We start from the raw sequence: 26407 nt of genomic DNA on the forward strand, positions 1-26407 counted from the left end.
TTTAGAGCGGCAAATGCTCCAGCGGCAACGCCCCCGGCGACTTCACCGTATGAATCGCAAAATTGCTGCGGATGTCGCTCACCCCCGGCAGCTTCAGCAAACGCCCGGTGAGAAACCGGTCATAGGCACGCAAGTCCGGCACCACCACCTGCAGCAGAAAATCCGACTCCCCTGATACCAGGAACGCCGAAATCACCTCGGGCAATGCCGTCACCGCCAGGCGAAAGGCTTCGGCCTGTTCGTCGTTATGGCGCTCGACCTTGACCCCGACAAACACCGTCAGCCCCAACCCCACTTCGTCGCGATCCAGATTGGCCTGATAGCCGCGAATCACCCCCGCCTCTTCAAGCATCCGAACCCGGCGCAAGCACGGCGATGCCGACAGGCCGATCTCGTCTGCCAGTTGCACATTGCTCAGGCGGCCGTCCCGTTGCAGTGCGGCGAGAATCTTGCGGTCGTAGGCGTCGAGTTTCATGGCTTGGCAGATTCCGATGGTACATGCGAAAGAAAGTGGCAGATTATGCCAATACAGCCGCCGATAGAAGCTGACAACGCAAGCACCTGCCCTGCCCTCCGGCCCTAGACTGGCACTACCGAATCGACAACGAATGGGGGTGCAACGTGGACGGACTCTGGATGTTTTTCATGGCGCTGGCGGTGGTCTATCTGTTGCCGGGGCCTGACATGATCTTGCTGTTGCAGACGGGTGCCCGCCAGGGCAAAGGCGCCGCGCTGGCCACCGCCGTGGGGTTGGGCATCGCCCGGGGTTGTCATGTGGGATTGGCGGCGCTGGGGCTGGCGGCGCTGTTCAGGGCGGCACCCTGGACCTTCGATGTGGTGCGCCTGGCCGGCGCCGCGTACCTGTTGTGGATCGGCATTCAGTGCCTGCGGACGACGATGCTGCCTAGCCTCGGCAGCGCCGACAAAACCGGCGAAAAACCGCGCTGGAGCATATCCATACGGCGCGGATTGCTGACCAACCTGCTCAACCCCAAGGCATTGTTGTTCTGCTCGGTGCTGCTGCCGCAATTCATCAACCCACAAGCCGGGCCGGTGCTCGGACAGTTTGCGACCCTGGGCGTGGTGCTGGTCGGTGTCGGTCTGCTGTTCGACAGCGCTTACGCCCTGATCGGCGCGGCACTCGGCCGTTGGCTGCAACGCAGCCCTTCAGCCCAGCGCCTGCAACAATGGTTGTTCGGCAGCCTGTTGATCGGTTTCGCCGTGCGGCTGACCTTTGTGCAACAGGCTTGAACCTCACGGCGCCTTGCGGCGGCGACGCTTGAACAGCCACAGCGCGGCTGCCGCTAACGCCAGTACGCTACCGACCTGCAACGGCGTCTTGTACGGGTGCAAGGCCGAACGCGCCGCGTCGGTGACTTGAGTCACGTAGCGCTTGTCGGCGTTCTCGAAGTCGGGGTACGGACACTGGTGGCCGAAGTCGGCGGCCCATTCCACGTAAGGCCCTTCTTTGACGTAACGCTGATAAATCGCACGTTGCTCCTCAAGGCTGCTGTTCCACCCCGAGGCCTCGCACAGCACCGCCGCAAACGCCTGACTGGTGTGAGGCAAGTTATCCGCCGCCCTGCTCGCCAGCGCCGTGGCCACGAAGCGATAGTGATAACGCTGATCGGGCTGGGCGGCGCTGGCCTGCTGACGTTTCACTTCGTCCTCGGCCATCAATGGACCGACCTTGAGTTCGGCGTTTTCAAGGATGTAATTGCCGCCGAACGTGGCGTAATCCGGCGCCATTTCGTAGCCCAGAATATCCATGCCCCACTCACGCGCCGTCCAGGCGGCATTGAACAATGCAGCGGCCCGACGGGTCGGCCACCAGGCTGAATCTGCCGCCTGGCGTTGCTCGCCGTACAACCTGGCCTTGTGCCGCAAGCCGTCATTATCGAAGTACGCCAGCGCTTGCTCGTAATGGCCTTCGCGCAACAAACGCCGCCCCAGCAGATTGCGCAGGCTCGCCGCTACCGGCAAGGGCACGTAGTTATCACGTTCCTGTTGGCTGAGCGGTGGCGGGGCCGGCACTTGCGTGTCGACGTAGTGCTTGAGTTCTTCGAGGGTCAACACGCGTTCGGCAACGGTGGCGGCGTCGAACCAGTAAATGCTTTGGCTGCGATATAGCTGATCGAAGGCTTGCAGGTAATCCCCGCGCTGCAGAGCGAGGATCGCACTTTCACCCTCGACCCGGCATTTGGGCTGGAGCGTTTCGTAATCGTAGTCCGGGGTCCGCCGCTCGCCCCAGGACTCATTCTGCGGAAAGGCCTGGGCCGCTTTGGCATAGGCTGCGGCGGCTGCGTTTTTATCGCCGTCGCGCACCGCCAGTTTTGCCCGCAGCCACCAGGCCAACCCGCCATCGCCGGCATGCTCGAGGAACGCCTTGGCGCTGGCGTAATCGCCCTGTTGATAATTCATCGCCGCCAGGCGGTCGGCGTTTTCGAGACTGCCGCGCGTGCTGTTTTGCAACAGCTTGATCATTTTCTGTTCGTTCGGTGGTTGCTCGCCAAACGACCAGCCCAAGCGGCTGATCAAGGACGCCGTCACCAACTGCTGCACGGGCTGGCCCTTGAGCAACTCGGCCACTTGATCCTCCGGCAGCGTCATCAGGTCCGCCATCAACAGCTTCAACGAGGAATAGCCCACCGCGGAGCCGTGCAGATTCTGCGTGGCGTACAGCTCGATGGCTCGGTTCCAGTCGCCGGCAGTGCGCGCGACCCGGGCTTCTTCGCCGAGGCTGGCGACACCCAGTTCCAGCGGATCGCTGAAGCCGTCGATGCTCAGTTGCCGGGTTTGCTCGAAGGCCTTTGCCGATTGTTCGAGCAGATCCGGTGCCGCACCGGCTTCGGCACTCATGGCGAACAACGCGCGCCCCAGCGAGTAAGCCGCCCAGGTGCTGCGCGAAGCCCGTTGCTCGGCGGGCAAGGCCAGCACTTTCTTGAAATACCCGGCGGCCAAGGCATTATCACCCGCGCCAAATGCCACGGCGCCCGCCAGGTACCACCTGAGCTCGGGCGGCAGTTGCGCGCCTTCGGTTTCAACCTGATGGGCATCCGTCAGGCCGCGCAGGTGTTTCACCTGTACTTGTTGCTCTGCGGAAAGTCCCGCCTGCTCGGCCTGATCCCGTAGCGCTACCGCGTCAGCTTGATCGCTGTAGTCGGCGCCAGCAGTGACGTTCTTCAAGCCGTTGATGGCGTGGCCGAGGCGGCTGATTTCAAAGCTGAAGTTGCCTTCGGGCAGTTCCGCCAGCGACTGGCCACGGTTATCCAGCAGGCGCATGGGGAAGTCCGGGCCGCAGGCCAGCGCCGAGCCCAGCGGCAGGCTGAGGCTCAGGCAAAGCAAATGACGCGGCCAGTTACGGGTGAACATTCGAACCTCCTTGATCAATGTGTGCGCAGCGAGCCCAACCGATGGCACGCTGTCCGCCGGCCGGAATCCGGCCATCGCGCAGGCGGGTGAAGGTAAGCAGATCCGGTCGCTGTTGCAACGCGTAACCGGCCAAGGCATCCGCCCCGTCACAGCCGCTGACGGCGAGTGTCAGGCGTTCGGGCCAGGCGCTGTCGAGGTTGCCCTGGTTGCTGATGCCGATGTCATAGAGCCCATTGTCGGCCGAGAGTTGCAGCGTCAACTGACTGTCGAGGACATCAGCACGCGCCACGGCGCGCAAGGTGGTCAGGCTCCAGGCCCGGCGGTCGTTGGCCAATGGCAGGCGAAACCAGATCAGGCCCGCCAGATGCTCGGGTGGATCACGCAGTTCGGTGCCGAGGGTGCGCAGTGACTGCGGATCGGCGAGTAATTCCCGGCGCAGGCCTTCGCGCTCCAGCGTCACTTCGCTTTCCACAACCGGTGCGCCCTCCGCCGACGGCAGCAACGCCACGCCATAAGCCGGCAGCGCCAGATAGAACGGTTTTGTCGTGACGCGGCTCCAGGCCTTCGCCCATTGCCGGGCCTGATCGGCATCAAACAAGCCACGACGCGGATCGCTCACCGCGTGCACCTGCAACACGCTGCTGTCGACTGTGGATAACAATGCCGGCAGTTCGCGACTGTCGAGCCAGGACGGCAGCGCCGTGATGCTCAGCGGCAGCGAAGTCGGCAATGCTTCACGCAGATGCGCGAGAAATTCGCGGTACGAAGGTAGCCGGGCATTGCCGGCATCGTGGTCGATTTCCACGCCGGCGAGGTTCAACCCTTGCCCCTGCCAATCGCTGATCACCTGGCGGATCTGCGCGGTAACCTCTTCCTGATCGAGTGCCTTGAGCTGCCCATCCAGGCGCACCACCGCAATCACCGGCCGACCATCGCGCCTGAGCAATACCGGGTCGATGCGGGCACGGCTCCAGCCGGCATTGGGGAAGGCCTGCAAGGCCAGCACCCGTAACGTTGAAAAGTCGGCACGGCTGTCCCTGAGCGCGGCGTCGTGGGCCGGCGTCCATTGCCGCTGCCAGACGTAGAGTTGCTGATCCAGCGGCGGTGCGTCGTGCCTTTCGCATCCGGCGGTCAGCACCAGCGCCAGCAGCAAGGCGATCGAGCGAGTGAAAAAAACCATTGAAACGCCTGTTCCTGAAATGCAGAAAGGGCCGCAAACCTTGTGGGAGCGGGCTTGCTCGCGAAGGCGGTGTGTCAGCAACGTTGATGTTGACTGACGCGACGCCTTCGCGAGCAAGCCCGCTCCCACAAGGTCAGGGGCTTGACCGAATGGCCTTAGCCTCTGCGGCCCTTTTTCGTTCTGCCCCTACCCTACCCAGCCATCGACCGGCGGGCAATGTTCACGGGTAATCTTCCTTCAGATATCGAGCACCAACGGTTGCGTTCCCTGCGCCGGAATCGCACAGCAAATCAGCACCTGTCCGTCATCCGGCACCTCCGCCGGTGGCAGCGGGTAATGCACCTGACCGCTGACCAGGCGCGTCTTGCAAGTGCCGCAGGAGCCGCCGCGACAGCTGAATTCCGGGCGCAGGCCACGGCTTTCCGCCAACTCCAGCAAACTGCCGCCCTCCGGTTGCCAGCGCGCTTCCTTGGCCGAGCGCTGGAACACCACGGGCACCGACGTGGTGGCGGCCGGTGGTTGCTCGATGACCACCGCATCGGGGTCCGGACGCCGGCGCAAGGTGGACGGGCCGAAGGTTTCGGCGTGAATCCGCGAGTCGCGAATGTCCAGCTCGCGCAAGCCGTCGTACAGCGCCTGGGTAAAACTTCCGGGGCCACAGACGACAAAGTCCGGCTGATCGTAGTCCTCGACGGTCAGAAGCTCCTTGAGCAGCGCGACATCGATCCGCCCACTGCGGTCGAAGTCCGAGCCTTGCACCGCCTCGGCTTCCGGCTGGCTCAGCAGACGCACCACCCGCACCGCGTCACCGGCGTCTTCGAGCAAGCGATCCAGTTCGCCGCGAAACGGCTGGTCGGCCAGCGTGCGCGAGCTCTGGATAAACCACGTCGGGCGGATACGCCGGGTGCGCAATCCCTGGTAAACCACCTCGCGCAGCATCGACAGCAGCGGCGTGATGCCCACCCCGGCCGCCAGCAACACCAATGGCCGACGCTCATGGGGCGCCACGGTGAAATGCCCTTGCGGCGCCCGCGCCTCCAACAGGTCGCCGACCCGAATCCGCTCATGCAAATGGGTAGAGACCCGCCCGTCACGCTTCACACTGATGCGGAAAAAATCATCGGACGGTGCGCTCGATAAACTGTACGTGCGGATGTGCACTTCACCGTCAATGTTGAAGCGCAGGGGCAAATGCTGCCCGGCCTGGAAAAGCGGTAATCCGGCTCCGTCGGCGGGCTCCAGATAAATCGAGCGAATGCTGTGGCTTTGCGCTTCAATGCGCGTCACCCGCAACGGCCGCCATTGATCGCCCAGGGCTTTGGCCTGCAAACGCGCCGCGGCCTGCTCCCAGGTGCCGGTGAGCAAACTGGTGGGTGATACGCCGTCGAAGCGCCAGCGCAATGCCAGGGCAGCCGGGCGACGTACGACGTGTTCGACATCGATTGTCCACAGGCGCTCGGCTCCCTGGAACGCTTCGACCTGCGGGCCATCGAGAATGATTTCGGTGCGCCCGCTGAGCTGCAGCAAGTCACCGGTATTGAAATCGATGAACAACAACCCGGCCCGGGGATTGAGCAGCAGGTTGCCCAAGGTGTTGAAATGCAGGTTGCCGGCGAAGTCCGGAATGGTCAGGCGATTGCCTTCCACGCGTACGAAACCGGTCTGACCGCCACGGTGCGATACATCCACCGAGCGCTCGCCGTCGACCTCCACATAACTGGCAACGAAGAACGTGTCCGCCTCGGCGATCATGGCCTTGGCTGCGTCATCCAGTCCGTTGAAGTGTTGCGCGACGCGCGTCGCAGGGTCGGCCAGCGGCACCGAACGAAACTGGCGCAACTGAATGTACTGCGGGCAATTGCCGAAGGACTGATCCACCGTCACCGCGAAACCGCCGGTCGTCATGGCACGCACATGTCCATTGATGCGGTTGCGCCGGCGGGTATGCAACTCGATACCCAACAAGCCGATGGCCGTGCCGTCACTCAACTGCGCGGGATCATCAAAGGCAGGCAGGCTGCTGAACTGCAACAAGCCAGGTGCTGGCGAGTGTGCGAATCCGGGCTGGCCTTCTAGGATGCTGGCCCAGGGATGACCGTCGGCATCTACCGCTCCGTACAGCATGAACGGCAACTGCTGATAGAAGGTGCGGTGCTGGTCCGGCATCTCGCTGCGAATCACCTTACGACCGAAAATCTCCATTCGTTCGGCAACGCCTACATGCGCCTGCAATTGTTTCTCGCCGGCATGCCAGGGTGAACGGTCCATACGGCTTCTCCCTTGCGCCACTGGCGCAGATCGGGGCGGCCCGGCAACACCGGGCCGCGAGCATCAGGCAGTTTTTTGCAGGCCGGCGACGGTGCGCGGCATGCCGACAAAACCTGGCAAGGCTTCGATACGGGCCAGCCACGCGCGAATATTGCGGTACTCATCCAGCGACACATTGCCCTCCGGCGCATGGGCGATGTAGCTGTAGGCGGCGACGTCGGCAATCGTCGGCTCAGTGCCGACCAGATACGCTGTATCGGCCAGTTCGTGATCGATCACCTTGAGCACGGTATGCGCGTAGGCAATCACTTCTTCAGCGTTGTAAGGTGCACCAAATACAGTGATCAACCTGGCCCGGGCCGGACCGAAGGCAATCGGGCCGGCGGCCACCGACAACCAGCGCTGGACGTTGGCCGCCCCCTCCGGATCAGCCGGCAGCCAACGGCCGTTGCCGTACTTTTGCGCTAGATACACCAGAATCGCGTTGGAGTCGGCCAATACCACACCCTCGTCATCAATCACCGGCACCTGACCGAATGCATTGAGCGCCAGGAACGCCGGTTGCTTGTGTTCGCCCTTGGCGAGGTCAACGAAGATCAATTCGGTCGGCAATTTCAGCAGGGACAGCATCAACTCGACACGATGCGCGTGGCCGGAACGTGGGAAGTTGTAGAGTTTGATCGCTTGCATGGTCGACACCTCGGGTCAGTGGTGCTGCTCAGGAAGACCAGCGCCGGTGGGTCGTATCTTCTACTCCCAAGCAAAACAACAGAATCACCAGCAAACGCAATCCATTATTTCACTGTATGAAACAATTCAACGCTCGAGCGCCGGGTGCTCGCGCAGCGTCTTCACCGCGAAATCCACAAAACTGCGCACCCGGGCAGGGGCTTTGCGCCCGCCCTGATAGAGCACGTGGATGGGCAATGGCGGCAGTTCGAAGTCAGCCAGAACAATCTCCAGCTCACCGGCGGCCACCTTGCTCGCCACTTGATAAGACAGCACCCGCGTGAACCCCAACCCCAGACTGGCTGCCGTGATGGCCGCCTGATTCGCTGTCACCACCAGTCGCGGTTCAGCCCGCACACTCAGGGTTTCGCCGTCTTCAATAAATGGCCAACTCCTGAGTTGGCCAATGGCCGATGTCGCAATGATCGGTGCCTGAGCCAGTTCCTGTGGATGCCTGGGCCGACCATGGCTGGCCAGAAACTGAGGCGAGGCGCAGATCACCCGCCGAACCTCACCCACGCGGATTGCATGCTGATTGCTGTCAGGCAGCTCGCCGATACGGATGGCCACATCGACGCCCTCCTCGACCACGCTCACCACCCGGTCCACCAGCAGCGCGTTGATAGAGACCTCGGGGTATTGCGTCAGGTAGCTCACCATCAGCGGCGTGACAAACAGCTCGCCAAACAACACCGGTGCGGTGATGGTCAGTTGCCCACGAGGATGGATATGGCTGCCTGCTGCCGAGTCCTCGGCTTCCTGCACCTCGGCGAGAATTCTCCGACAGTCCTCCAGATATCGCTGACCGGCCTCACTCAAATACACGCTGCGCGTCGTACGCGTGAGCAATTGCGTGCCAATCCGTTGCTCCAGCGCCGCCACCGCTCGGGTGACACTGGCCGCCGACAGACCCAAACGCCGCGCCGCCGCCGAAAAACCCTGTTCCTGGGCGACGGCAGCGAAGACCTGCATTTCCTGGAAGCGGTCCATGGGCATGTCCTCATTTCAAATAAATAAATCGCAACCGAAGACCGGGATGTTAAACGCGAGCGCCCAACAACATAGTTGGGCACCCGACCATCAACTAAATCAACGGGCTACTGCACTCTAGCGCCTCCACCGTAAAAACGAAGCGTGGCACACACCTCAAAGAGTGGAGCGGGGATTTTTGATAATTAATGAGGGTTATTTTCTTGCGACGGATGCGACTGTCCGCAATGATCCGGCCCCGCCCGCTGAAGCGGCTAATGCCGGACCGGGAAAAAGCGTCTTTGGCTCCACTCCCTACTCGCTTCCGGCATGGGTTCATCAGCGGACACTATCCACAGCGGCAGAATTGCAGCCTGCGTAATCAGGCGGAATATTCGACTGCTCCTATACTACAAACCACCCTGTTACCTATTGAGTTTTAGTAGGTACCTCGTTGAATTTTCCCTACATGAAAGAAGGCGTTAGTTGTTGACGCTGGAACGACGGTCCATCGATCCCGCTTTCAAGATTCACCGGTAGGGAAGAATGAACTTCAACTGGCTGGCTAACCTGGTGACACCGCAAGGAGTTCGAAAATGTTGCGCACTAACATTTCCGCTAGAGCACTGTCCGGGGGTTTGCTCGATGTACTGATACGCGCCGGGCTGATTACGGTGCTGGTACTGTTCTGCTTCCAGATCTTCCACCCCTTCCTCAACCTCATGCTCTGGGCACTGATTCTGGCGATCACCCTGTATCCCCTGCATGCGCTGATCAAGCGCAAGGTAGTCAACAAGGACGGTCGTGCCGCCACCCTGATCGTGGTGGTTGCCCTGGCCTTGCTGATGGTGCCGATCTACCTGCTGGGCACCTCGATCAGTGAATCGATCCAGGGCACCCTGGCGATCCTCAAGTCCGATACGTTGCATATTCCGCTACCCAGCGAAAAAATCGCGTCCCTGCCACTTGTTGGCCAGCCGCTCTACGACTACTGGATGCAGGCCGCCACCAACATGAGCAGCGTGCTCATGAAGCTGATGCCCTATATCAAGTCCATCGGCCTGACCTTGCTGGGCAAAATGGCCGACGTTGGTGTGGGTTTTCTGTTGTTCATCGGCGCCCTGATCATTGCCGGCGTGTTCATGGCCTATGGCGAAAACGGCGAAAGAAGCGCCCTGGCCATCACCTCGCGCCTTTCCGGACCGGAGCGCGGCCCACGCATCACCGAGCTCTGCACCGCAACCATCCGCGCGGTGGCCCAGGGCGTGGTCGGCATCGCGTTCATTCAGATGTTGCTGGTCGGCGTGGGCTTCGTGCTCATGGGCGTCCCCGGTGCCGGGCTGCTGGCGATGGTTGCGCTGCTGATGGGGATCATGCAATTGCCGGTGCTGCTGGTGACCCTTCCGGTGATCGCTTATGTCTTCGCCACCGATGGCACCACCTTGGGCACCATCGTGTTTGGCATCTATAGCCTTATCGCCGGGATGGCCGACAACGTCCTCAAGCCGTTGATGCTTGGCCGCGGCGTCGATGTCCCCATGCCGGTGATTCTGATTGGCGCCCTGGGCGGCATGGTCAGTGGCGGTTTCATTGGTTTGTTCATCGGCCCGGTAGCGCTGGCGGTGGGCTACCAGTTGTTCTGGCAATGGGTCCAGGACCAACCGTCTGCCGAGCTACTGAACGAAACACCAGAGATCGAGGCGTTGAACGAGACACCGCACATCGAGGCCATGAACGATCAGCGTCCCCTCTGAGGAGTTTGCGCTTGATGCCACGTCCTGCTCGCATCAGCCGGCTGCTGCTCTGTGGGACCGCCTTGCTGGGGGGCTGCGTGCAACTGGGCCCGGATTTCCAATCGCCGGCCCAGCCCTGGGTCGATCACTGGAACAGCCCGGCCCTGGAGCTCGCCGGCCAACAACACGCGCAACCTGACAGCCGCCAATGGTGGCGCGTGTTTAACGACCCGGTGCTGGACCACTTGATGGCCGAAGCCGATGCCCACAACCCCGACCTGCAGGTCGCAGGCCTGCGGGTCATGGAATCGAGAGCGCAATTGGGCATCGCCCTGAGTGGACGCTACCCGCAATTGCAGCAGGCCAGCGCGGACAGCCTGTACCTGAACCGTCGACAATCGGGCGGCGCCAACCCCCAGGACACGCATTTCTGGCAACACAGCGTCGGCTTCGATATTGGTTGGGAGCTGGATTTCTGGGGTCGTTTCAGCCGTGCCATCGAGTCGGCCGACGCGTCCTGGTTCGCCGCCCAGGCCAACTATGAAAATGCCCTGGTGCTGTTGCACGCGCAGCTGGCGCAAAACTACTACGCCCTGCGCACCGCCGAGGCACGCCTGGCCATCGCCCGCAGTAACGCCGCCTTGCAAAAACGCAGCTACGAGATCACCGAGCGCCTGTTCAAAAGCGGGGCCGAGGCCGAACTCGACCTGCAACAGGCCAAGACCCAGTACCTGGGCACCTTGAGTACCATCCCGGATTTCGAGAGCCAAGTGGCGAGCTTGCGAAATGCGTTGTCCACCCTGACCGGCCAGCCACCCGGCTCCATCCCAAACCTGGATCGCAACACCGGGGTGGTGCCCTTGCTCGATACGGCGGTGCTGCAGGATGTACCGGCGAATCTGCTGGTGCGGCGTCCCGATGTTCGTGCGGCCGAGCTGCAAGTGGCGGCGCAGTCGGCGTTGATCGGTGTGGCCGAGACTGACCTGTACCCCTCCATCAGCCTGTTGGGCAGCATCGTCTGGTCTGCCAGCTCGCTCAACGGTGCATCCAATACCCTCGACATGGTGGCCGGTCCCAGCCTGCGCTGGAATATCTTCGACCATGGCCGGATCACCAACAACGTCCGCGTTCAGGATGCGCGCTTGCAGCAGTTGATCGTTATCTACCAGGACAGCGTACGCCAGGCTGCACGGGAGGCAGACGATGCCGCTACCGGTTTGATCAAGGCGCTGGAGCGCGACCGGATCCTCAGCGATGCATCGGTGGCCGCCGAACGTTCGGTGACCCTGGCCAATGCCCAGTACCGCGAAGGCTATTCGGATTTCCAGCGCGTACTGGATGCCCAGCGCGCCCTGTTTGCCCAGCAGGATATCTACCTGGTCAACCGTGGCACCGCCGTCAACAGCCTGATCGCCCTGTACAAGGCGCTGGGCGGTGGCTGGTACAGCGACCAGCCGATGATCGACCCGGCCACCCGCCAACAGATGCAACAACGGACCGATTGGGGCGACCTGCTCGACGAACCGAAGGAAAATGCCCATGACTGACAGCCCACAATCGGCCGCCGAGAACACCTCGGCACCCGCCGCCGACCCGGCCAGAAAAGCCATCAACTGGGTAGTACTGCTGATCATCCTGAGCCTGGTCTGGTACCTGATGGCCGACCGTTACACGCCCTACACACAACAGGCACGGGTACAGGCCTTCATTGTGCCGGTGGCAGCCGAGGTATCCGGCCGGGTGACCAAGGTGCACGTGCGCAACAACCAGGACGTCAAGGCTGGCGAATTGCTGTTCGAAGTCAATCCGGAGCAGTACCAGATTGCCGTCGATCGCGCCCGCGCCGACCTTGAGTCGACCCGTCGCCAGGTGGGCGCCAACACCGCTGGCGTCGACTCCAAGCTGGCGTCCCTGCGCGCATCCCAGGCCAATGAACTCAAGGCTCGCCAGGATAGCCAGCGGCTTGAGCGGCTGTATCGCGAAGACCCGGGCACCATCTCGCTGCGCCGCCTCGAAATCTCCCGCGCCACCCTGGAAGAGTCCATCAGTCAGGTCGCCGCGGCCAAGGCCGAAGTGCAACGGGCGCGGGAACAACAAGGCGGTAACGAAAACGAAAACGCCCAGCTGCTCAGCGCCGCCAGCAACCTCGAAAAAGCCGAGCTGGACTTGAGCAATACCAAAGTCCACGCGCGCTCGGCCGGCCTGATCACCGATCTGCGCACCGATGTCGGCCAGTTCGCCGCCGCCGGTGCGCCGGTGATGACCCTGATCGCCATCCATGACGTGTGGATCAGCGCCGACATGACCGAAAACAATCTCGGCAGTGTCCAGCCCGGGACGCCGGTGTCCATCGTCCTCGATGCCCTGCCAGGGAAAATCTACAAAGGCCATGTGCGCAGCGTCGGCTACGGCGTCGATATCGGCCAGACCACCCAGCCGGGCAGCCTGCCGAAAGTGGAGAACAGCCGCGACTGGCTACGCCCGGCCCAGCGCTTTCCGGTCATCATCGAGTTCGAACCCGGTGAGTTGACCGGTCCACAAGGCATCCGCTCCGGCGGACAGGCCGAAGTCATGGCCTTTCCGAGCGAAGGCAACCCGTTGAATGTTCTTGGGCGCGTGTTTCTGCGCCTGATGAGCTGGATGTCCTATGCGTATTGAGCGCCCGGCCCGGGTCCAGCGCGCGCTGCGCCTGGGCTTCGGTACGGCGCTGTGCCTGGCGGCGAGCTTCGGTCTGGCCCTGCCCATCCCGTTCCTCGCACCGATGCTGGCGCTGATGATGCTGGCAGCGATGAACCGGCCGTTGCCGTTCAAGGCCAGCCTGGGTCTGATCCTGATCCTGATGTTGACCACCGGGACCGGCCTGCTGCTGATCCCCCTGCTGCGTTACTACCCGTTCAGTGGCGTGTTGCTGGTCGGACTGTGCCTGTTCATGGCGTTCGGTTACGGCCTGCGCGGTGGCAACCCGCTGGTGGCGACATTCCTGGTGGTAGGCCTGACCTTGATCAGTGCCGCCGGAACCGCTGAATTCGCCCTGGCGCTCGAGGTAATAGTGGCTCTGGTCAAGGGACTGTTCCTGGCCGTCACGACGCTGACCATCAGCCATTGGCTGTTTCCCGACCCCGCCAGCGCCCCACCGGCCAAGCCCGGCCCGAACCTTACGCCCAGCGAAAGCAGCTGGCTGGCGCTACGGGCCACGCTGGTGGTGCTGCCGACGTTCCTGCTGGCCATGATCGACCCGGCCAGCTATCTGCCGATCATCATGAAAGCCGTCAGCCTCGGCCAACAGAGCTGCGCAACCAGCGCCCGCAGCGCCGGCCAGGAATTGCTCGGCTCAACCCTGCTCGGCGGCTTGATGGCGATCCTTTTCTGGTGCGCGCTGAGCCTGTTCGTGAATCTGTGGATGTTTTTTCTGTGGATGCTGCTGTTCGGTTTACTGGCGGCCAGAAAACTCTACGGCCTGGCCAGAACCCGACAACCACCGAGTTTCTGGCTAAACAGTATGGCGACCCTGATCATTCTGCTCGGCCAATCGGTACAGGACAGCGCGGCAGGCAAGGACGTCTACACCGCCTTCGCCATCCGCATGGGGCTGTTCATACTGGTGACTTTGTATGCCTGTTTGATGGTGTATTTGCTGGACACGCGGCGGCAACGGCGAATTACGCTCTCCTAGAAACAGAAAAACCCCCTGAAGAGGGGGTTTTTCGTTGTGGATAACTTATTCCACAGTAACCGACTTCGCCAGGTTGCGCGGCTGGTCGACGTCGGTGCCCTTGAGCACAGCGACGTAGTACGACAACAGCTGCAGCGGGATGGTGTAGAGGATCGGCGACAGGATGTCGTGGATGTGCGGCATGTGCACCACGTGGGTGCCTTCACCGTTGGTCATGCCGGCCTTCTCGTCAGCGAAGACGATCAACTGGCCACCGCGGGCGCGGACTTCCTGGAGGTTGGACTTCAACTTCTCCAGCAGCTCGTTGTTCGGCGCCACGGTCACGACTGGCATGTCGTTATCCACAAGCGCCAACGGGCCGTGTTTCAGCTCGCCGGCCGGGTAGGCTTCGGCGTGGATGTAGGAGATTTCCTTGAGTTTGAGTGCGCCTTCCATCGCTACCGGGAACTGCGCGCCACGACCGAGGAACAGCGTGTGGTTTTTCTCGGCGAACAGCTCGGAGATTTTTTCCACAGTGCTGTCCATGGCCAGCGCTTCGCCCAGGCGGGTTGGCAAACGACGCAGTTCTTCGACCAGGGTCGCTTCTACGTCTTTGGCCAAGGTGCCACGAACCTGGCCCAGGGAAAGCGTCAGCAACAACAGGCCGACCAATTGCGTGGTGAAGGCTTTGGTCGAGGCCACGCCGATTTCGCGGCCGGCCTGGGTCAACAGGGTCAGGTCGGACTCACGCACCAGCGAGCTGATGCCGACGTTGCAGATCGCCAGGCTGGCGAGGAAGCCCAGCTCCTTGGCGTTGCGCAGAGCGGCCAGGGTGTCGGCAGTTTCGCCGGACTGGGAAATGGTCACGAACAAGGTGTCGGGCTGCACCACCACCTTGCGGTAGCGGAATTCGCTGGCGACTTCGACCTGGCAAGGAATGCCGGCCAGCTCTTCGAGCCAGTAACGCGCGACCATGCCGGCGTGGTAACTGGTGCCACACGCGACGATCTGTACGTTACGCACTTTGGCGAACAGCTCGGCCGCCTGTGGGCCGAATGCCTGTACCAGTACCTGGTTCTGGCTCAGGCGACCTTCCAGAGTGCGCTGCACCACGGACGGTTGCTCGTGGATTTCCTTGAGCATGAAATGGCGGAACTCGCCCTTTTCAGCGGCTTCGGCGCCATCACGGTACTGCACGGATTCGCGCTCGACAGCCTGGCCGTCAACGTCCCAGATCTGCACGCTGTCGCGGCGGATTTCGGCGATATCGCCTTCTTCCAGGTACATGAAGCGGTCAGTGACCTGACGCAGGGCCAACTGGTCGGAGGCCAGGAAGTTTTCCCCAAGGCCCAGGCCGATCACCAGCGGGCTGCCGCTGCGGGCCGCGACCAGGCGATCGGGTTGCTTGGCGCTGATCACTGCCAGGCCGTAAGCACCGTGCAGCTCTTTGACGGTCGCCTTGAGGGCCACGGTCAGGTCGCTCAGATCCTTGAGTTTGTGGTTCAGCAGGTGGGCGATGACTTCGGTGTCGGTGTCCGAGGTGAACACATAACCCAGGGCCTTGAGTTGTTCGCGCAGGGCTTCGTGGTTTTCGATGATGCCGTTGTGCACCACGGCCAGGTCACCGGAGAAATGCGGGTGGGCATTGCGCTCGCACGGTGCGCCGTGGGTAGCCCAGCGGGTGTGGGCGATGCCCAGGCGACCAACCAGCGGCTCGGTGGTCAATGCCTGCTCCAGCTCACTGACCTTGCCCGGGCGACGCAGGCGCTCGAGTTTTTCATCATTGGTGTAGACCGCCACGCCAGCGCTGTCATACCCACGGTATTCGAGGCGTTTCAGGCCTTCGACGAGGATGGCGGTGATATTACGTTCTGCGACTGCGCCGACAATTCCACACATGTTATTTCTCCTGACTGACAGCCGCGCATATCAAATTGATGCCGCGGGCCTGAATCTGATCGCGAGCCTCGAGCGGCAGGCGTTCATCGGTAATAAGGGTATGGACGCTGCTCCAGGGCAGCTCCAGGTTGGGAATCTTGCGGCCGATCTTGTCGGCCTCCACCATCACGACCACTTCACGGGCGACTTCGGCCATGACCCGGCTCAGTCCGAGCAGTTCATTGAAGGTGGTTGTACCGCGAACCAGATCGATGCCATCGGCACCGATAAACAGCTGGTCGAAATCGTAGGAGCGTAGTACCTGCTCGGCAACCTGGCCCTGGAAGGACTCGGAGTGCGGGTCCCAGGTGCCACCGGTCATCAACAGCACCGGTTCGTGCTCAAGTTCGCTCAAGGCATTGGCGACATGCAGCGAGTTGGTCATCACCACCAGGCCGGGTTGCTGGCCGAGTTCCGGGATCATGGAAGCGGTGGTACTGCCACTGTCGATAATGATGCGCGCATGCTCGCGAATCCGCGCGACGGCGGCGCGAGCGATGGCTTGTTTGTACTTGGAAACCGGCTGGCCAAGGTCGGCCACCAGTTCCTGAGGCATGGTGATCGCCCCGCCATAACGACGCAGCAACAGACCATTGCTTTCAAGTGCCGCCAGATCCTTGCGAATCGTAACTTCCGACGTTTCGAAGCGCTTGGCCAACTCATCCACACTGACTTCGCCCTGCTCCGTGAGCAAGGCGAGGATGTTGTGGCGACGTTGAGGTGTGTTGCGCTTCGACATGACTTGGTAAGTTTCGATTCGAAAGATAACGGAAGCAATCAAAACCTATCGGTGAAACTTCGTCAAGCGCGGAGTGATGAAAAGACCTGTGGATAAACGAAAAAAGATCGCAGCCTGCGGCAGCTCCTACAGGGAAAACATAAAAACCCATGTAGGAGCTGCCGAAGGCTGCGATCTTTTGATTTCAAAGGTCTGTGGATAACTCAGCCCTTCTTGACCTTCTCCGGCCGCTTCCAGCCATCGATGTTCTTCTGGCGCGCTCGCCCAATAGCCAACTGGGATTTATCCACAGTCGACGTAATGGTCGAACCAGCCGCGGTGGTCGCACCGTCGAGGATATCCACAGGCGCCACCAACGAGTTGTTGGAGCCAATGAACACATCTTCACCCAACACGGTTTTCCACTTGTTCACACCATCGTAGTTGCAGGTGATGGTGCCGGCACCAATGTTGGTGCGCGCGCCGATCTCGGCATCGCCCAGATAAGTCAGGTGACCGGCCTTGGCGCCCTCGCCCAGGTGCGCGTTTTTCAACTCGACGAAGTTACCCACATGCGCGCGAGCTTCCAGCACAGTACCTGGACGCAGACGAGCGAACGGGCCGGCATCGCTGCCTTCGCCCAGGATGGCACCTTCGATATGGCTGTTGGCCTTGATGACCACGCCTTTGCGCAGGGTGCTGTCCTTGATCACACAGTTCGGGCCGATCACCACGTCGTCTTCGATGACGACCTTGCCTTCGAGGATCACGTTGATGTCGATCAGCACGTCGCGGCCAACCGTGACGTCACCGCGAATGTCGAAACGAGCCGGGTCACGCAGCGTCACACCTTGAGCCATCAAACGACGACCGGCGCGCAATTGATAATGCCGTTCCAGTTCGGAAAGCTGCTTGCGATCGTTGGCGCCCTGCACTTCCATGGCGTCGTGCGGTTGCTCGGTGGCCACCACCAGACCATCGCTCACGGCCATGGCAATGATGTCGGTCAGGTAATACTCGCCTTGGGCGTTGTTATTGGAGAGACGGCTCATCCAGTCGCCAAGACGGGCAAAAGGCAGCGCCAGAATGCCGGTATTGCCTTCGGTGATTTTGCGCTCGGCTTCATTGGTATCTTTCTGCTCGACAATGGCCGTGACCTTACCCTGCGCATCACGAACAATGCGGCCGTAACCGGTCGGGTCATCCAGTTCGACGGTCAGCAAGGCCAATTGCTCTGGCCCCACCTGCTTGAGCAGACGTTGCAGGGTATCGACTTCGATCAACGGCACATCGCCATAAAGCACCAGCACGTTGTCGGACTGAATGAACGGCACGGCTTGAGCGACGGCGTGACCGGTACCCAGCTGCTTATCCTGCAGGACGAAGTTCAGATCATCCGCCGCCAGGCGTTCGCGCACGGCATCGGCACCATGGCCGATCACCACGTGAATGCGTTGTGGATCAAGTTGCCGGGCGCTGTGGATAACATGGCCGAGCATGGAGTTGCCGGCAATCGGGTGCAAAACTTTCGGCAAAGCGGAACGCATGCGCGTGCCTTGGCCAGCAGCGAGGATAACGATTTCAAGAGACATGACTGGCTACCAATCCTGGGTGGTCAGCGGCTGCGACCAGGTTGTAAAAATCGGAAAAGAAAAAAGGGTAGCCGAGGCTACCCTTTTTAATCAATCGCACAACAAGCGCAACCTTAGTGGCCGAACTTCTTGCGGATCTGCTGGACGGTGCGCAGCTGGGCTGCAGCCTCGGCCAGACGTGCGGCAGCAGAACCGTAATCGAATTCAGCGCCACGTTCATGCAAGGCCTTCTCGGCAGCCTTAACGGCTTCCTGAGCGGAGGCTTCATCCAGATCGGCAGCACGTTGCACGGTGTCGGCAAGTACCTTGACCATGTTCGGCTGAACCTCGAGGAAACCACCGGAGATGTAATACACCTCCTCTTCCCCGCCCTGCTTGACCAGGCGGATCGGACCTGGCTTCAGATTAGTGATCAGCGGCGCGTGACCCAGGGCGATACCAAGATCACCCAGTGCACCGTGCGCAATCACCATCTCGACCAGACCGGAAAAGATTTCCCCTTCCGCGCTGACGATATCGCAATGGACTGTCATAGCCATCTGATTGCCTCAACCTAAATTAGCGCCCGTTGCCGGGCGCCGGGATTACAGTTTCTTGGCTTTCTCGATCGCTTCTTCGATGCCGCCAACCATGTAGAACGCTTGTTCTGGCAGGTGGTCGTAGTCACCGTTGAGGATGCCTTTGAAGCCAGCAATGGTGTCTTTCAGGGAAACGTATTTACCCGATGCACCGGTGAAGACTTCAGCCACGAAGAACGGCTGCGACAAGAAGCGCTGGATCTTACGAGCACGGTTTACCAACTGCTTGTCGGCTTCCGACAGCTCGTCCATACCCAGGATCGCAATGATGTCCTTCAGTTCTTTGTAACGCTGCAGCACGTACTGAACACCGCGAGCGGTTTCGTAGTGGTCGTTGCCGATCACGTTCGGGTCCAGCTGACGCGAAGTCGAGTCCAGTGGGTCTACCGCCGGGTAGATACCCAGGGAAGCGATGTCACGGGACAGAACGACGGTGGCGTCCAAGTGGGCGAAGGTGGTCGCTGGCGACGGGTCGGTCAAGTCGTCCGCTGGTACGTATACCGCCTGGATCGAAGTAATCGAACCTTGCTTGGTCGAAGTGATGCGCTCTTGCAGCACGCCCATCTCTTCAGCCAGGGTCGGCTGGTAACCTACTGCCGAAGGCATACGGCCCAGCAGTGCGGATACTTCAGTACCGGCCAGGGTGTAACGATAGATGTTGTCGACGAACAGCAGAACGTCGTTACCTTCGTCACGGAACTTCTCGGCCATGGTCAGGCCGGTCAGTGCTACGCGCAGACGGTTTCCCGGCGGCTCGTTCATCTGACCGTAAACCAGTGCCACTTTGTCCAGAACGTTGGAGTCCTTCATCTCGTGGTAGAAGTCGTTACCCTCACGAGTACGCTCACCCACACCGGCGAACACGGAATAACCGCTGTGCTCGATGGCGATGTTACGGATCAGTTCCATCATGTTTACGGTCTTGCCTACACCGGCACCACCGAACAGACCGACTTTACCACCCTTGGCGAACGGGCAAACCAGGTCGATAACCTTGATGCCTGTTTCCAGCAGCTCGTTGCCACCGGCTTGTTCAGCGAAGGTTGGCGCAGGACGGTGAATGCCCCAACGCTCTTCTTCGCCGATCGGGCCAGCTTCGTCGATCGGGTTGCCCAGTACGTCCATGATCCGGCCCAGGGTCGCTTTACCGACCGGTACGGAGATGGCTGCGCCAGTGTTGTTGACGTCCAGACCGCGCTTCAAGCCTTCGGTGGAGCCCATCGCAATGGTACGAACCACGCCGTCGCCCAGCTGCTGCTGAACTTCCAGAGTGGTTTCGGCGCCTTGAACTTTCAAGGCGTCGTAGATGCTCGGTACGCTGTCGCGTGGGAATTCCACGTCGATAACGGCGCCGATGATTTGAACGATACGTCCGCTACTCATAGCTGGATCCTCTGAATATTTGAACCGTTAAACCGCGGCAGCGCCGCCGACGATTTCCGAGATCTCTTGGGTGATCGCAGCCTGACGCGCCTTGTTGTAGACCAGCTGCAAATCGCTGATCAAATCACCGGCGTTGTCGGTAGCGTTCTTCATCGCGATCATCCGCGCAGCTTGTTCAGCCGCGTTGTTCTCGACCACCGCCTGGTAGACCTGCGACTCCACGTAACGGACCATCAAGCCGTCGAGCAGCTCCTTGGCATCCGGTTCGTAGAGATAGTCCCAGTGGTGCTTGAGTTCTTGATCCGGGGTTGCCACCAGTGGAATCAACTGCTCCACGGTAGGCTGTTGTGTCATGGTGTTGATGAACTTGTTGGACACCACGGACAGGCGGTCAATACGGCCGTCCAGGTAGGCATCCAGCATCACCTTGACGCTGCCGATCAGATCATTGATCGACGGCTCTTCACCCAGGTGGCTGATAGCTGCAACGACGTTACCGCCGAAGTTGCGGAAGAAAGCCGCACCCTTGCTACCAACTACACACAGATCGATCTCGACGCCGTTTTCGCGGTTTACCGCCATGTCCTTGACCAAAGCCTTGAACAGGTTGGTGTTCAAGCCACCACACAGACCACGGTCACTGCTCACTACGACATAACCGACGCGCTTTACTTCACGGTCGATCATGAACGGGTGGCGATATTCCGGGTTAGCGTTGGCCAGATGGCCAATAACCTGGCGGATGCGCTCCGCATAAGGACGGCTAGCAGCCATGCGCATTTGTGCCTTGCGCATTTTGCTGACCGCCACTTTTTCCATGGCGCTGGTAATCTTTTGCGTGCTTTTGATGCTCGCAATCTTACTGCGAATCTCTTTTGCGCCTGCCATGTAACACCTATCAGGTTAGCAAGCGGGAGCCGCTAGGCTCCCGCTGCGGCTTACCAGGTTTGGGTGGCCTTGAACTTCTCGATACCGGCTTTCAGGCCGCCATCGATTTCGTCATTGAAGTCACCCTTCACGTTGATCTTCGCCATCAAGTCGGCGTGATCGCGGTTGAAGTAAGCAATCAGCGCTTGTTCGAAGCTGCCGATCTTGGCGATTTCAACGTCGGTCAGGAACCCACGCTCAGCGGCATACAGCGACAGCGACATGTCGGCGATCGACATTGGCGCGTATTGCTTCTGCTTCATCAGCTCGGTAACGCGCTGACCATGCTCAAGTTGCTTACGGGTCGCTTCGTCCAGGTCAGAAGCGAACTGGGCGAATGCCGCCAGTTCACGGTACTGAGCCAGAGCGGTACGGATACCACCGGACAGCTTCTTGATGATCTTGGTCTGAGCGGCACCACCCACACGGGATACCGAAACACCGGCGTTCACTGCAGGGCGGATGCCCGAGTTGAACATGGCCGATTCCAGGAAGATCTGACCGTCGGTGATGGAAATCACGTTGGTCGGAACGAACGCGGAAACGTCGCCAGCCTGGGTTTCGATGATCGGCAGTGCGGTCAGGGAACCGGTTTTGCCGGTCACTGCGCCGTTGGTGAACTTCTCTACGTACTCTTCCGAAACGCGGGATGCGCGCTCCAGCAGACGGGAGTGGAGATAGAACACGTCGCCTGGGTAAGCTTCACGGCCTGGTGGACGGCGCAGCAGCAGGGAAATCTGGCGGTAAGCCACTGCTTGCTTGGACAGATCGTCATAAACGATCAGCGCGTCTTCACCGCGGTCGCGGAAGTATTCGCCCATGGTGCAACCGGAGTACGGAGCCAGGAACTGCAGTGCTGCAGATTCCGAAGCGCTCGCTGCAACGATGATGGTGTTAGCCAGTGCACCGTTTTCTTCCAGCTTGCGAACAACGTTGGCGATGGTCGATTGTTTCTGACCGATCGCTACGTATACGCAGAAAATGCCGCTGTCTTTCTGGTTGATGATCGCGTCGATCGCCAGAGCGGTTTTACCGATCTGACGGTCACCGATGATCAGCTCACGCTGGCCACGGCCGACAGGGATCATGGCATCGACAGCCTTGTAGCCAGTCTGTACAGGCTGGTCTACCGACTTACGCCAGATCACGCCTGGAGCAACTTTCTCGACCGCGTCGGTCTCGGTGTTGTTCAGCGGACCTTTGCCGTCAACTGGGTTACCCAGTGCGTCGACTACGCGACCCAGCAGTTCCTTACCAACCGGAACTTCCAGGATGCGGCCAGTGCACTTGGCGCTCATGCCTTCAGCCAGAGTCTGGTATGCGCCCAATACAACGGCACCTACAGAGTCTTGCTCCAGGTTGAGGGCCATGCCGAAGACGCCGCCCGGAAACTCGATCATCTCGCCGTACATTACGTCGGCCAGACCGTGAATCCGCACGATGCCGTCAGATACGCTGACGACAGTGCCTTCGTTACGGGCTTGGGAGGTCACATCGAGCTTGTCGATGCGGCCCTTGATAATTTCACTTATTTCGGAAGGATTGAGTTGCTGCATTGCTCTGCTGCCCCTTCAAACTCAAGATTTCAATGCTTCGGCAAGTTTCGCGATTTTGCCGCGAATCGAGCCATCGATAACCAGGTCGCCGGCGCGGATGACAACACCCCCAATAAGGGATGAATCTTCCTCGACTTGCAGGCGCACTTCCCGGTTGAGTCGTGCACTGAGAACCTTGGCGAGTTTGTCTTGCTGTTCTTGGTTCAATGCGAAGGCACTGGTCACTTCAACGTCTACCGATTTCTCTTGCTCGGCCTTGTACAGGTCGAACAGAGCGGCGATCTCCGGCAACAGCGGGAGACGGTCGTTTTCGGCAACGACGTGAATGAAGTTCTGTGCCTTTACATCAAACTTGTCGCCGCACACGTCAATGAACGTGGCGGCCTTTTCTGCGCTCGTCAGTCGCGGGGCCTTGAGCACGCGCTGCATGGTGTCGTCTTCCGACACCGCTGCTGCCAGGCCGAGCATGGCTGACCAATTGGCCAGTTGCTGGTGGGCCTGAGCGTGCTCGAAGGCCGCCTTAGCGTAAGGTCGGGCCAACGTGGTCAGTTCTGCCATGATCGCCCTCGCTTAGATTTCAGCAGCCAGTTGGTTAACCAGCTCTGCGTGCGCGTTTTGATCGATTGCTTTGCCCAGGATCTTCGAAGCACCGCCAACGGCCAGGCTACCCACTTGGGCGCGCAGCGCGTCTTTGACGCTGTTCAGTTCCTGTTCGATCTCGGCCTGAGCCTGAGCCTTCACACGGTCAGCTTCGACGCGAGCCTGTTCACGGGCTTCGTCGACAATCTGGGTACCGCGTTTCTTGGCTTGCTCGATGATTTCAGCTGCCTGAGCTTTCGCTTCGCGCAGTTGCTGACCCGCTTTCTCTTGGGCCAACTCCAGGTCGCGAGCTGCTCGGCTGGCAGCGTCCAGACCATCAGCGATCTTCTTTTGACGTTCGTGCAGAGCCGTGATGACCGGAGGCCATACGAACTTCATGCAGAACAGTACAAAAATCAGGAACGCAACGGACTGGCCAATCAGGGTCGCATTAATGTTCACGCCAACACCTCGCAGTTACGTTGTCCATCACACCAAATTACCCGGAAGATCCGAGTAATTAGCCAGCGATCTGACCAACGAACGGGTTCGCAAAGGTGAAGAACAGAGCGATACCAACACCGATCATGGTTACGGCGTCGAGCAGACCGGCAACGATGAACATTTTAACTTGCAGCATTGGAACCATTTCTGGCTGACGCGCTGCGCCTTCCAGGAACTTGCCGCCCAGCAGGCCGAAACCAATTGCGGTACCCAGTGCGCCCAGGCCGATCAACAGTGCAACAGCGATAGCGGTTAGACCAACTACAGTTTCCATCTTTCCTCCCGACTTTTACGTCGTATGGTTTAGGTTTTTTTAATTTAAAGCGGTAAAACAAATCGTTTCAGAGGCCCCGTGAAGAGCCCCTTCCCGTTTGACCGGGAAGGACATCAGACTAGTCGAGACTGGTCTTAATGGTTTTCTTCGTGCGCCATCGACAGGTAGACGATGGTCAACATCATGAAGATGAACGCCTGCAGGGTGATGATCAGGATGTGGAACACAGCCCACGCCCACTGCAGAACGACGCCCAGGCCGCTGAGCCAGAGCAGACCGCTGCCGAACATCACAGCAATCAGGATGAAGACCAGTTCGCCGGCATACATGTTGCCGAACAGACGCAGAGCCAGGGAGATCGGCTTGGCGATCAGGGTCACGAATTCCAGCAGGAAGTTCACCGGGATCAGCAGGGCCTGAACGAAGATGTTCTTGCTGCCGAATGGGTGCAGGGTCAGCTCGCCGATGAAGCCGCCGAGGCCCTTGACCTTGATGCTGTAGAAAATGATCAGTGCGAAAACCGAGAACGCCATGCCCAGGGTCGCGTTCGGGTCGGTGGTCGACACGGCACGGAACGGGATGTGGTGGTCGCCGGAGATCAGGATGGCCAGTTGAGGAATCCAGTCGACCGGTACCAGGTCGACGGCGTTCATCAGGAACACCCAGACGAAGATGGTCAGTGCCAGCGGTGCAATCACCGGGCTACGGCCATGGAAGCTGTCTTTCACGCTGCCATCGACGAATTCGACCAGTACTTCAACGAAGTTCTGCAAAGCACCTGGCTGACCCGAAGTCGCTTTCTTTGCCGCCATGCGGAAAAGAAGAACGAAGATCAGACCCAATGCGACCGACCAGCCGAGGGTATCGACGTGGAAAGCCCAGAAGCCCATTTCCTTGGCTTCTGCTGCGGTGTGGGCAAAGCCCCAGCCGCCGGTTGGGTGCTGACCGAAGGTCAGGTTCTGCAAGTGGTGCTGGATATAGCCCGAAGCGGTTGTTTCTGCCATGGTTGCCTCAAACGCCCTAAGGTCTCGAAAGTCTTGTTCTCATCAGCAGGGGAGCGAACCAGCTGACTGACTGAGTCAGCACGAAGACACCGAATACAGCAATCGGCGCCAATGGCTTCACACCTGCAAACACCAGTGCAAACAGCACTGCCGTCAAAATCAGTTTGCCTGCCTCGCCAGCATAAAAAGACCGGACGATGGACTGGGCTGCTCGGGCGCCGGAAAACCGAAATGCCCTGTGAGCGAAATAAACATTGGGCAGCAAGGCTATCAGGCCTCCGCAAAGTCCCGAGTACCCGGCAACGACTCCCCGCCATTGCCAGAGCGCCAAAGCAGCGATGAGCAAAACGACAAATTGAGCCATTAACACCGGAAAAACTGCCAGGCGATGGAAGGGCAAGCGGTTTGGCGTGCGGGTTTCCATCACTTTTGCTCTCCAATGGTCGGCTGCCAGAATTCAATAACTTGGCATAATTTGTGCCGACAAAATGCGCGCAGAGTATAGGGGCGGTTCTGCCCCTATTCAACTGTCAGGTAGTGATTTCCGACTGCGCGCTACATGAGGAAATGTTTCAGCGAATATGTGCGAGCACACCTTGGAGTTCATCCAGGGAGTTGTAGCCGATCACCAACTGCCCTTTACCCTTCTTACCGTGGCGAATCTGCACCGCAGAGCCTAGGCGCTCGGCCAGACGCTGTTCGAGGCGGGCGATATCCGGGTCCGGTTTTGCAGGTTCCACAGGCTCCGGTTTGCCACTCAACCACTGGCGAACCAGTGCCTCAGTCTGGCGCACGGTCAGCCCGCGTGCGACAACATGTCGCGCCCCTTCAACCTGTTGATTTTCCGGCAAACCGAGCAAAGCACGGGCATGACCCATTTCCAGGTCGCCGTGGGACAGCATGGTCTTGATGACTTCCGGCAAGGAAATCAGGCGCAGCAGGTTGGCCACGGTCACCCGGGACTTGCCCACGGCTTCGGCCACCTGTTGCTGGGTCAGCTGGAACTCCTGCTGCAAACGCTGCAGGGCCACCGCCTCTTCAATCGGGTTCAGGTCTTCGCGCTGGATGTTCTCGATCAGGGCGATGGCGATCGCGGTTTCATCGGGTACATCGCGAACCATCGCCGGGATGGTTTCCTGCCCGGCCTGCTGGCTGGCGCGCCAGCGACGTTCGCCCGCAATGATTTCAAAGCGACCGCTGCCGATCGGGCGCACCACGATGGGCTGCATGACGCCCTGGGCCCTGATCGACTGCGCCAATTCTTCCAGTGCCTGCGGGTCCATGTCACGGCGCGGCTGGTATTTGCCGCGCTGGAGCAGATCCAGGGGAAGGTGTTGCAGCTCACGCTGATCGGCTTGCGCCGCTTGTTCTTCCAGCGAGCTGACAGTCGGACCACTCAACAGAGCATCCAGTCCACGTCCGAGACCTCGTTTCTTGACGGCCATGGGGAT

24 protein-coding genes are annotated in these 26407 nt (G+C 60.2%); 5 read left to right on the forward strand and 19 right to left on the reverse strand.

Features of this window, described 5'->3' with window-relative positions:
• Position 1: 1 nt before the first annotated feature.
• Positions 2 to 475: an Lrp/AsnC family transcriptional regulator gene (locus ACEN83_RS30100; RefSeq protein ID WP_116579817.1), complete on the reverse strand. Its 474-nt coding sequence runs from the start codon at positions 473 to 475 to the stop codon at positions 2 to 4.
• A gap of 146 nt (positions 476 to 621) precedes the next feature.
• Between ACEN83_RS30100 and ACEN83_RS30105 the strand changes: the two genes are divergently transcribed.
• Positions 622 to 1251 (forward strand): LysE family translocator, encoded by a 630-nt coding sequence (locus ACEN83_RS30105; RefSeq protein WP_495579122.1) that lies wholly within the window; start codon positions 622 to 624, stop codon positions 1249 to 1251.
• Between the two features lie 3 nt (positions 1252 to 1254).
• Here ACEN83_RS30105 and ACEN83_RS30110 read toward each other — a convergent pair whose 3' ends face one another.
• The 5 genes from ACEN83_RS30110 to ACEN83_RS30130 form a co-directional block, all read right to left on the reverse strand.
• Complete coding sequence (locus tag ACEN83_RS30110) at positions 1255 to 3372, reverse strand: hypothetical protein (RefSeq protein ID WP_495579123.1); 2118 nt, start codon at positions 3370 to 3372, stop codon at positions 1255 to 1257.
• On the reverse strand, positions 3359 to 4552 hold the full coding sequence (locus tag ACEN83_RS30115) for a DUF3142 domain-containing protein (protein ID WP_495579124.1): 1194 nt from the start codon (positions 4550 to 4552) through the stop codon (positions 3359 to 3361). The genes ACEN83_RS30110 and ACEN83_RS30115 overlap by 14 nt, the downstream gene beginning before the upstream one ends.
• 237 nt (positions 4553 to 4789) lie before the next feature.
• Positions 4790 to 6820 (reverse strand): pyridoxamine 5'-phosphate oxidase family protein, encoded by a 2031-nt coding sequence (locus ACEN83_RS30120; protein ID WP_495579125.1) that lies wholly within the window; start codon positions 6818 to 6820, stop codon positions 4790 to 4792.
• A 63-nt stretch (positions 6821 to 6883) separates the two neighbouring features.
• Positions 6884 to 7510, reverse strand: coding sequence for a glutathione S-transferase family protein (locus tag ACEN83_RS30125; protein ID WP_495579126.1), 627 nt, complete (start codon positions 7508 to 7510; stop codon positions 6884 to 6886).
• Positions 7511 to 7636: 126 nt separating this feature from the next.
• Positions 7637 to 8539, reverse strand: a complete 903-nt coding sequence (locus ACEN83_RS30130; RefSeq protein WP_495579127.1) for a LysR family transcriptional regulator — start codon at positions 8537 to 8539, stop codon at positions 7637 to 7639.
• A gap of 575 nt (positions 8540 to 9114) precedes the next feature.
• Here ACEN83_RS30130 and ACEN83_RS30135 point away from each other — a divergent pair.
• Genes ACEN83_RS30135 through ACEN83_RS30150 form a run of 4 tightly spaced genes read left to right on the forward strand, consistent with a single transcriptional unit; the run spans position 9115 to position 13924 of the window.
• The gene (locus ACEN83_RS30135; RefSeq protein ID WP_116579823.1) at positions 9115 to 10272 is read left to right on the forward strand and encodes an AI-2E family transporter; all 1158 of its coding nucleotides are present in this window, start codon (positions 9115 to 9117) and stop codon (positions 10270 to 10272) included.
• 14 nt (positions 10273 to 10286) lie between these two features.
• Positions 10287 to 11798 (forward strand): efflux transporter outer membrane subunit, encoded by a 1512-nt coding sequence (locus tag ACEN83_RS30140; protein WP_495579128.1) that lies wholly within the window; start codon positions 10287 to 10289, stop codon positions 11796 to 11798.
• The gene (locus tag ACEN83_RS30145; protein ID WP_116579824.1) at positions 11791 to 12909 is read left to right on the forward strand and encodes an HlyD family secretion protein; all 1119 of its coding nucleotides are present in this window, start codon (positions 11791 to 11793) and stop codon (positions 12907 to 12909) included. The genes ACEN83_RS30140 and ACEN83_RS30145 overlap by 8 nt, the downstream gene beginning before the upstream one ends.
• On the forward strand, positions 12899 to 13924 hold the full coding sequence (locus ACEN83_RS30150; protein ID WP_495579129.1) for a DUF2955 domain-containing protein: 1026 nt from the start codon (positions 12899 to 12901) through the stop codon (positions 13922 to 13924). The genes ACEN83_RS30145 and ACEN83_RS30150 overlap by 11 nt, the downstream gene beginning before the upstream one ends.
• A gap of 45 nt (positions 13925 to 13969) precedes the next feature.
• Here ACEN83_RS30150 and glmS read toward each other — a convergent pair whose 3' ends face one another.
• The 13 genes from glmS to ACEN83_RS30215 form a co-directional block, all read right to left on the reverse strand.
• Entirely contained in the window at positions 13970 to 15802 is a 1833-nt protein-coding gene (gene glmS / locus ACEN83_RS30155) for a glutamine--fructose-6-phosphate transaminase (isomerizing) (protein WP_495579130.1), read from the reverse strand.
• A gap of 1 nt (position 15803) precedes the next feature.
• The gene (locus ACEN83_RS30160) at positions 15804 to 16580 is read right to left on the reverse strand and encodes a DeoR family transcriptional regulator (RefSeq protein ID WP_007969913.1); all 777 of its coding nucleotides are present in this window, start codon (positions 16578 to 16580) and stop codon (positions 15804 to 15806) included.
• Positions 16581 to 16783: 203 nt separating this feature from the next.
• Positions 16784 to 18151 carry a bifunctional UDP-N-acetylglucosamine diphosphorylase/glucosamine-1-phosphate N-acetyltransferase GlmU gene (gene glmU / locus ACEN83_RS30165; RefSeq protein ID WP_495579131.1) on the reverse strand — a complete coding sequence of 456 codons (1368 nt, stop codon included), beginning with the start codon at positions 18149 to 18151 and terminating at the stop codon, positions 16784 to 16786.
• Between the two features lie 113 nt (positions 18152 to 18264).
• Positions 18265 to 18690: a F0F1 ATP synthase subunit epsilon gene (locus ACEN83_RS30170; protein WP_007969909.1), complete on the reverse strand. Its 426-nt coding sequence runs from the start codon at positions 18688 to 18690 to the stop codon at positions 18265 to 18267.
• Positions 18691 to 18735: 45 nt separating this feature from the next.
• The gene (gene atpD, locus ACEN83_RS30175; RefSeq protein WP_007969907.1) at positions 18736 to 20112 is read right to left on the reverse strand and encodes a F0F1 ATP synthase subunit beta; all 1377 of its coding nucleotides are present in this window, start codon (positions 20110 to 20112) and stop codon (positions 18736 to 18738) included.
• Positions 20113 to 20139: 27 nt separating this feature from the next.
• On the reverse strand, positions 20140 to 21000 hold the full coding sequence (gene atpG, locus ACEN83_RS30180) for a F0F1 ATP synthase subunit gamma (RefSeq protein WP_007934344.1): 861 nt from the start codon (positions 20998 to 21000) through the stop codon (positions 20140 to 20142).
• Positions 21001 to 21050: 50 nt separating this feature from the next.
• On the reverse strand, positions 21051 to 22595 hold the full coding sequence (gene atpA, locus ACEN83_RS30185; RefSeq protein ID WP_007969905.1) for a F0F1 ATP synthase subunit alpha: 1545 nt from the start codon (positions 22593 to 22595) through the stop codon (positions 21051 to 21053).
• A 21-nt stretch (positions 22596 to 22616) separates the two neighbouring features.
• Positions 22617 to 23153 carry a F0F1 ATP synthase subunit delta gene (locus ACEN83_RS30190; RefSeq protein ID WP_007985049.1) on the reverse strand — a complete coding sequence of 179 codons (537 nt, stop codon included), beginning with the start codon at positions 23151 to 23153 and terminating at the stop codon, positions 22617 to 22619.
• 12 nt (positions 23154 to 23165) lie between these two features.
• Positions 23166 to 23636 carry a F0F1 ATP synthase subunit B gene (locus ACEN83_RS30195; protein ID WP_007969903.1) on the reverse strand — a complete coding sequence of 157 codons (471 nt, stop codon included), beginning with the start codon at positions 23634 to 23636 and terminating at the stop codon, positions 23166 to 23168.
• Positions 23637 to 23694: 58 nt separating this feature from the next.
• Entirely contained in the window at positions 23695 to 23952 is a 258-nt protein-coding gene (gene atpE / locus ACEN83_RS30200; protein ID WP_003097235.1) for a F0F1 ATP synthase subunit C, read from the reverse strand.
• Positions 23953 to 24086: 134 nt separating this feature from the next.
• Positions 24087 to 24956, reverse strand: a complete 870-nt coding sequence (atpB, locus tag ACEN83_RS30205) for a F0F1 ATP synthase subunit A (protein WP_007969902.1) — start codon at positions 24954 to 24956, stop codon at positions 24087 to 24089.
• A 16-nt stretch (positions 24957 to 24972) separates the two neighbouring features.
• The gene (locus ACEN83_RS30210; RefSeq protein ID WP_007969901.1) at positions 24973 to 25380 is read right to left on the reverse strand and encodes a F0F1 ATP synthase subunit I; all 408 of its coding nucleotides are present in this window, start codon (positions 25378 to 25380) and stop codon (positions 24973 to 24975) included.
• Positions 25381 to 25528: 148 nt separating this feature from the next.
• Positions 25529 to 26401, reverse strand: coding sequence for a ParB/RepB/Spo0J family partition protein (locus tag ACEN83_RS30215; RefSeq protein WP_102700984.1), 873 nt, complete (start codon positions 26399 to 26401; stop codon positions 25529 to 25531).
• Between the last annotated feature and the right edge of the window lie 6 nt (positions 26402 to 26407).

This window comes from Pseudomonas sp. Pseusp49 (genome assembly GCF_059491875.1).